Source organism: uncultured Oscillibacter sp. (assembly GCF_910584465.1).
In the GTDB taxonomy this organism is placed as follows: domain Bacteria; phylum Bacillota; class Clostridia; order Oscillospirales; family Oscillospiraceae; genus Oscillibacter.
Window position 1 is genome coordinate 1 of sequence record NZ_CAJUBK010000090.1, and the last position, 6,442, is coordinate 6,442.

Consider the following 6,442-nt stretch of genomic DNA (forward strand, 5'->3'; position numbering starts at 1 on the left):
CAATGTCCACGTTGGTCCGGTGGTTGAACACGTTCAGACTGCCGGTGACGTAGATCTCCAGCGCGGTGGCGATGAACTGCGCCTCCTTCTCGTCCTGCGCCCGGAGGGTGTTGTAGAGGTCCTCCAGAATGGGCATATTTTCCGGGCGGGGGTCCTCCAGGTACTTCCGGTAGACCAGCCGGACACAGCGGTCAATGACCGTTTTCTCCACAGGCTGGAGGCCGTCTTTACTGCCCACCACAATGTCGCAGAAGGACAGCAGAAAGTCCACCTTCAAGGAAAGCGGCGATTCATCGTCCGAGTAGTCCAGATTGAGGTCCATGGGGTTGACATACTGCCTGCTGGTGGGGGAAATTTTGATAACCTGCCCGCCCAGCCGCTGGACCAGGGGAAAATATTCGGCCTCCGGGTCCGCAATGAGAATATCATCGCTGGTGACGAGGAACACGTTGAGCATCTCCCGCTTGGCGGAGAAGGACTTGCCGCTGCCGGGGGTGCCGAGAATCAGGCCGCAGGGATTTTTAAGGGCCTTTCTGTCCACCATGATGAGATTATTGGAGAGGGCGTTCAGCCCGTAGTAAAGGGCCTCCTTCCCGCTCTGGAAAAGCTCCTGGGTGGTAAATGGCACAAAAATAGCGGTGCTGCTGGTGGTAAGGCTGCGCTGAATCTCGATCTGGTTCAGCCCCAGGGGCAGAGAGGACATCAGGCCCTCCTCCTGCTGGAAGTCCAGCCGCACCAGCTGGTAGTTATGCTTCTGAGCGATGGAACTGGCTTGAAACACGTTGTTGTCCAGCTGCCGCTGGCTGTCCGCCGTGTTCACCACCAGGAAGGTCAGGAGGAACATGCGCTCGTTCCGGCTCTGGAGGTCCTGGAGAAGCCGCTTGGCCTCGCTGCCGTAGGTGGCGAGATCGGACGGGATCAGCTCCATATCGTACCCGCTTCTTACCGCCTTTTTCTGTTCCTCGATCTTCTGGCGGTCCAGGTCGGTGAGCTTGCGTTTGACAGTCTTGATGGCGTTGATCTGGTCCACGGACTGAATGTGGAGGTTGACGATCTGGCTGGATTCCATATCCAGGAAATCGGCCAGCATCTGGTCGTTCAACTCCGGGGCCAGAATCTGCACGAAGGAGGCCGCGCCGAACTTCTTCCCCATGCGGAACATGCGCCCGTTTTTGAACTCGAAGGAGCTGGGGGCGATGAAGTCCTTGGTGGAGAGGCCGGAGGGTGCCAGCCAGTCCCAGGAGAAGCGGAACTGCTCCTGCCCGTCCATATGGAAGATGGCGTGAAGCAGGCGCAGCCGGTCCGCGCCGTTCATGGGGGCGCTGGACACGCCCAGCCGCTTGAAGCTGTTGAGCACATCGGTCTCGATGCGCTCCAGCCGGGGCTTGGCGGTCCTGATGTTCTCCGCGTTGATGCCGAACGTCAGATATTTCGTTTTGGCGAGGCCGTTGTTGCCCTTTGCCAGCTGATTTTGCAGCATCTCCGAATACTCCTCCCGCACATCGTCAAAGCCGTCCGGCTGAAGGGGAATGACGATATTCCGGGAAAAGCCGTCCTGGGAGGCGGAGAGGTTCAGGAATGACAGCTGAAAGTGGATGGAGCTGTCAAAATAGTTGAGGAAATCCGCCCAACCTTCAAAGATGGCGGTCTTATCCTCGTTCTGGCACAGCTGGTAATTCACATCCTGGAACTGCACCGTTTTTGTGTAAAAGGTATCGGTGACGCGGCAGATGCCGTCCGGGAACATGCGCTGATAGGGGATGCTGTCCTGTGCCGACAACTCCTTTTTATCCGTCCCCTTTGCCCTTGCGATGGCCGCGTCTACCTGCTGACGCTCCGCGCGTGTCAGCCTGCGCTTTTGGGTGGACAATGTGATACACCTCCTTGTCAAGCCGGTCCTGCCGCTCCAGGGCGGCATAGAGATTGTTGGTCCGGTAGGGCCTCTGCCGGGGCCGGAGGAAACAGACGCGGATGACGTTCGCCGCGATCTTCTCCAGAGGCTGGCCGTTTTTCTCGTACATAGCCAGCAGGAAGAAGGGGAGCATAACGAGCACCATGCACATCGCCGCCGTACTGTTTCCCAGCGGCCCCCTGGTCAGAAAAAACAGCGGAACGCCGAGAAGCGCGCCGCCGCCAAAACATACCAGCTGCCGTTTTGTCATGTTGAACGCGATCTTACTCTTGACCCGCGAGAGGTCCTTGGGTACGGGAACATATGCCATTTTCAGCACTCCTTTCGTATGGGGGCATAGTCGGAAAAATTGTGGACGGTGTGAAATATTCGCTTGTTATTCACCCACCGCTGCAAATGCCGGGTGATGGGCGGGGCGCTGGGGCGGTCATAGACCATGACATAGGGGTCATAGCCCATGGCTCGCAGGGTGTTTACCCGGTACAAATCCTGCTCATGGGTACTGCCGAAATTGGTGAGCACATAGACCCGCCTGCGCCGGTCACTCTTGATATTGGTCAGGGCGAGGAACTTCTGGAAATAAGGGGTCAGGTCCACGTTGGGGTTGTCCCAGGCGAAATGAACGGCCTTTGTACGGACCCTGTTCAGCAGCGCCACATTTTCTGGCGTGATAAGCCGGATGTCCAGCCCCTGGGAGAAGTCCACCAGGGCGCGGCTCTCCGCCAGCTGGATAAGCAGTTTTTCATGGTCCGGGCAGGCCAGCAGATTCGCGTCCATCAGCTTGATCTCCCTCTGACCGTTCCAAAATTCGGAGAGGTCGGCCACATGGACGCTCCGCGCCCCCTCCTTGCTGGAAACGATGCAGAAGGGGCATCGACGGCAGCAGCCCCGCGTCAGGAAACCGTAGGCGGTGTCCGGGAACTGCGGATACAGGCCGTAGTCCGGGAAGGTATGTTCTACCTCGTCCGGGAGATTGGGTCCGGGACCGTAGCCGGTGCCGCCCTGGATGACCTGGGCGGCGTTGGCGATGTAGAGGTTGTCTTTGGAATAGGTGTCCGTAAATACCCGGCTTTTATAGACCAGATCATACCAGCCAGCGGGTTTCCACCATGCCACTACATCGCCCCTCGCCTTGTGGTAGGCGGACAGCTTCATCAGGCAGAGGTTCGGCCAGCCGTGGCCGTCCACATCAGCCAAGCCGATTTTCAAACGGCCCATTCCCGGAATCTTATGCTGTCCATCGACATTCTCCCCATCCCCACCAACGAGGCCGTGAAGGAAATGCAGGCCCGTATCCTGGGCGTGGAGAGCGACATTACCCGCTGGCAGCAGAAGCAGAACGCCAACAACAACTTTACCGCCACCGTCCCCTACGAGCTGGAACAGCTCCGGGCAGAGAACAAGGAGTTCCTGGACGATCTCAGCACCCGCGACCAGCGCATGATCTTCGCCAACGTCACCCTGGTCCACATGGCCGACACGCTGGAACAGTTGGACGCGGACACCGAGACCTTGCAGGCCATCGGCAACGAGAGCCTTTGCCAGTTCTCCGTCCTGCGCTACCAGCAGGAGGACGGCTTGAACACCGCCCTGCCCTACGGCCTGCGCCGCATCAAAACCACCCGAACCCTCACCACCGAGAGCGCCGCCGTCCTCATGCCCTTCCGCGTCCAGGAGATACAGGACGCCGGGGGCATCTACTACGGCGTGAACGCCGTCAGCAAAAACCTTCTGATCTGCAACCGAAAGCGGCTGTTGAACCCCCACGGCTTTATCCTGGGCGTGTCCGGCTCCGGCAAATCCTTCAGCATGAAGGAGGCCATTACCTTTATCGCCCTGTCCACCGGCGACGATATTATCATCATCGACGCCGAGAGGGAGTACGGGGACCTGACCCGCGCCCTGGGCGGGGCCGTGATCGAGATTTCCCCCAACAGCTCCCACCATATCAACCCTCTGGAGATTACCAGGGGCTACGGCACCGGCGAAAACCCCGTTGCTATGAAGTCCGAGCTGCTGATGAGCATTTGCGAACAGCAGATGGGCGCGGGTCAGTTGGGGGCCTTCCACAAATCCATCATTGACCGCTGCACCGCCAGCGTCTACCATGAACTGATTGCCAGCGGCGGCAAGGCCCGTCAGCCGGTCCTGTCCGACTGGCGCAATGAGTTGAAGCGGCAGCCGGAACGGGAGGCCGCGGAGCTGGCCCTGGCGTCCGAGCTGTTCGTGGAGGGCAGCTTGAATATGTTCGCCCATGAGACTAACGTGGATATTGCCAACCGGATCATTTCCTTTGACCTGTATGAGATGGGCGAACAGCTCAAACCCACGGCGCTGAACGTCACCCTGGAGACCATTCAGAACCGGGTGGCGGCGAACCGGCTGGCCGGAAAGTACACATGGGTATTCGTGGATGAGGTGTACTTGTTCTTCCGCTACTACTACTCCGCGCAATTCCTGTATAAGTGCTGGAAGCGGTTCAGGAAGTACGCCGCTGCCATGACCGCCGCCACGCAGAACGTGGAGGAGTGCCTGCGCTCCGACACCGCCCGGCTGATGTTCGCCAACAGCGAGTTTTTGGTGCTGCTGAACCAGGCGGCCACGGACCGGGCCGAGCTTGCCAAGCTGCTGAATATCTCCGCCAATCAAATGTCCTACATCACCAGCGCCGAGGCGGGCCACGGCCTGATCCGCGTGGGCGGCTCCATCGTCCCCTTCGCCAACGAGTTCCCCAGGGACACCGAGCTCTACCGTCTGATGACCACCACTCCTGGAGACAAGTAAAAATCCTGTCGAAATGCGTCTCAACTTGAGACGCATTTCGACACCCTTTTATCTAGCCGTAATATTTTTCAAGCATCCTCGTTGTTTCCAGAAGATGTGTTTTCCCTCTGTCCGGGAGGAGCCGGAATGTTTCCAGCAAAAAAACTTCGTCATAGTTTTTTGCCGTGTATTCCTCCGGCACAGTTTCCGCGTCAAAGTCTAAAATGTGCGGATCATGCCGCGTTTGTGATTTTCCAAGCACATACGCCGGGCATACGCCGAAATAATCTGCCAAATCGTTCACGTTTTCCTCGCTCGGCGCAGACTTTCCCATTTCCCATGCGCTGATAAGGGTCTGTTTGACGCCAAGAATCTCCGCCAGCGCACGCTGGGACAAATCCTGGGAACGGCGCAGTTTTTTTATATTGTTCTTTATCATTTTCAGCACTCCCTGTCAAAAGTGGCGGGCTTCATCTTTCTGTTCCTAATATTAACATGGCCGCACCGTTTTGTATATCCTGATTTTCATACCGGGAGAGCTATTTTGCAAAGGGGGAGTATCATGCCATCACCCAAAGAAAAGCCCAAAGGGGCGAAATCGAAAAAGAGCGCCGGGAAAGCCGCCGCCCGGTCACAGCCCGCCATTTCCGCAAAGCAGGCGGCCAAGCTCCTGAAGGATAAATATGTCCAGCAGCTTGACCAGCGCCAGCCGGAGAGCGGCAGCGCCGAGGTCCAGGCCGTCGATCAGGTGGAAGGGGCCGGGAGCTGGGCCGTGGACGAGCTGCTGACCCATGAGCGGCCCCGTTCTGACCGCCAGCCGGACAAGCGGATCAAGGAGCAGCCCAGGGATGTGCCGGAGGCCGCGGGGCCAGCGGACGCCCCGGCATCCGCACCGGAGGGCGAAAGCCCGCCGCCCCGCCAAACCAATGCCAGCCCCCGCCAGCGTGCGGGACCCTCGCCAGAGCGGGCAGCCCAGGTGAAGGGGCAGCGCCCGCCAGCGGCCCCTGCGGAACACCCCGCGCCCGCCGCCACCGTTGCGCCAGCAGACGCGCCCGCCCGCACCATACGGATCAAGGAGCGCCCCGCCGTCCGGCTGAAAGAACAGCGGGCCGGGACCGCCGCCCCCAGCATCAAAGAAAAACCTTCTTCTCTCTGTAATCAATCTATCCCATCCATCAAATCAATCCAATCCATCCCATCATCCAAAGAGCGCCCAACCCGCCCAGCGGCGGGGCGTTCCGCCGCCCACTCCGCCAGCCAGCCGGGAGTTAGGCCGAACACCACCCAGCCCAGGCGGGAGGCCCAGCGGCAGATGTTGAACAAATCCCGGCACAGCTTTTCCCGCCAGCCGGGAGGCCCCGGTCCGCGCAAAGCCCCCGGCACCGCGCCATTTAACCACAGCGCAGACAGGACGGTACTCCCGCGCAAAAGAACCGCCAGCAGGGGCAGCGCCCCAAAAATCCGGGGAGCCGTCTACCGAAAAGGCGTTTCCGGTCCCAAGGCGGCCCGTGTCCCCATCAAGTCCGCTGTCTCCCGGCCTGTCCGGGGCATCCGTCAGAGTGCCCAGCGGCGCATGACCCAGCGGGCCGTACAGCAGGCCGGGAAAGCGGCCAAAACCTCAGCCGTGGTCCTGAAAAAAGCGGCGGTGGCCGTGACAAAGGCGGCGTCCACCCTTGTCAGCGCCCTGGCCGGTATCATTGGAGGCGGTATCCTGCTGCTGGCCCTGGTGGTGGTCGTGGTGATCGCCGCCATCGCCAATTCTCCCTT

6 protein-coding genes are annotated in these 6,442 nt (G+C 59.7%); 1 reads left to right on the top strand and 5 read right to left on the bottom strand.

Going from position 1 to position 6,442, the window contains the following annotated elements; translation table 11 throughout:
• The 3 genes from QZ332_RS12690 to QZ332_RS12700 form a co-directional block, all read right to left on the bottom strand.
• The coding region (locus QZ332_RS12690) for a VirB4-like conjugal transfer ATPase, CD1110 family (protein WP_367116669.1) at positions 1-1,870 on the bottom strand (1,870 nt) is incomplete at its 3' end.
• Entirely contained in the window at positions 1,788-2,222 is a 435-nt protein-coding gene (locus tag QZ332_RS12695) for a PrgI family protein (RefSeq protein WP_295766081.1), read from the bottom strand. The genes QZ332_RS12695 and QZ332_RS12690, both read right to left, overlap by 83 nt.
• 2 nt (positions 2,223-2,224) lie before the next feature.
• The gene (locus QZ332_RS12700) at positions 2,225-3,121 is read right to left on the bottom strand and encodes a radical SAM protein (RefSeq protein WP_367116670.1); all 897 of its coding nucleotides are present in this window, start codon (positions 3,119-3,121) and stop codon (positions 2,225-2,227) included.
• Here QZ332_RS12700 and QZ332_RS12705 point away from each other — a divergent pair.
• Positions 3,089-4,696, top strand: a complete 1,608-nt coding sequence (locus QZ332_RS12705) for a VirB4-like conjugal transfer ATPase, CD1110 family (RefSeq protein WP_367116671.1) — start codon at positions 3,089-3,091, stop codon at positions 4,694-4,696. The genes QZ332_RS12700 and QZ332_RS12705 overlap by 33 nt on opposite strands.
• 52 nt (positions 4,697-4,748) lie before the next feature.
• Here QZ332_RS12705 and QZ332_RS12710 read toward each other — a convergent pair whose 3' ends face one another.
• The gene (locus QZ332_RS12710) at positions 4,749-5,114 is read right to left on the bottom strand and encodes a helix-turn-helix domain-containing protein (protein ID WP_295766083.1); all 366 of its coding nucleotides are present in this window, start codon (positions 5,112-5,114) and stop codon (positions 4,749-4,751) included.
• A 192-nt stretch (positions 5,115-5,306) separates the two neighbouring features.
• The gene (locus QZ332_RS12715; protein ID WP_295766085.1) at positions 5,307-5,468 is read right to left on the bottom strand and encodes a hypothetical protein; all 162 of its coding nucleotides are present in this window, start codon (positions 5,466-5,468) and stop codon (positions 5,307-5,309) included.
• Positions 5,469-6,442 lie beyond the last annotated feature (974 nt).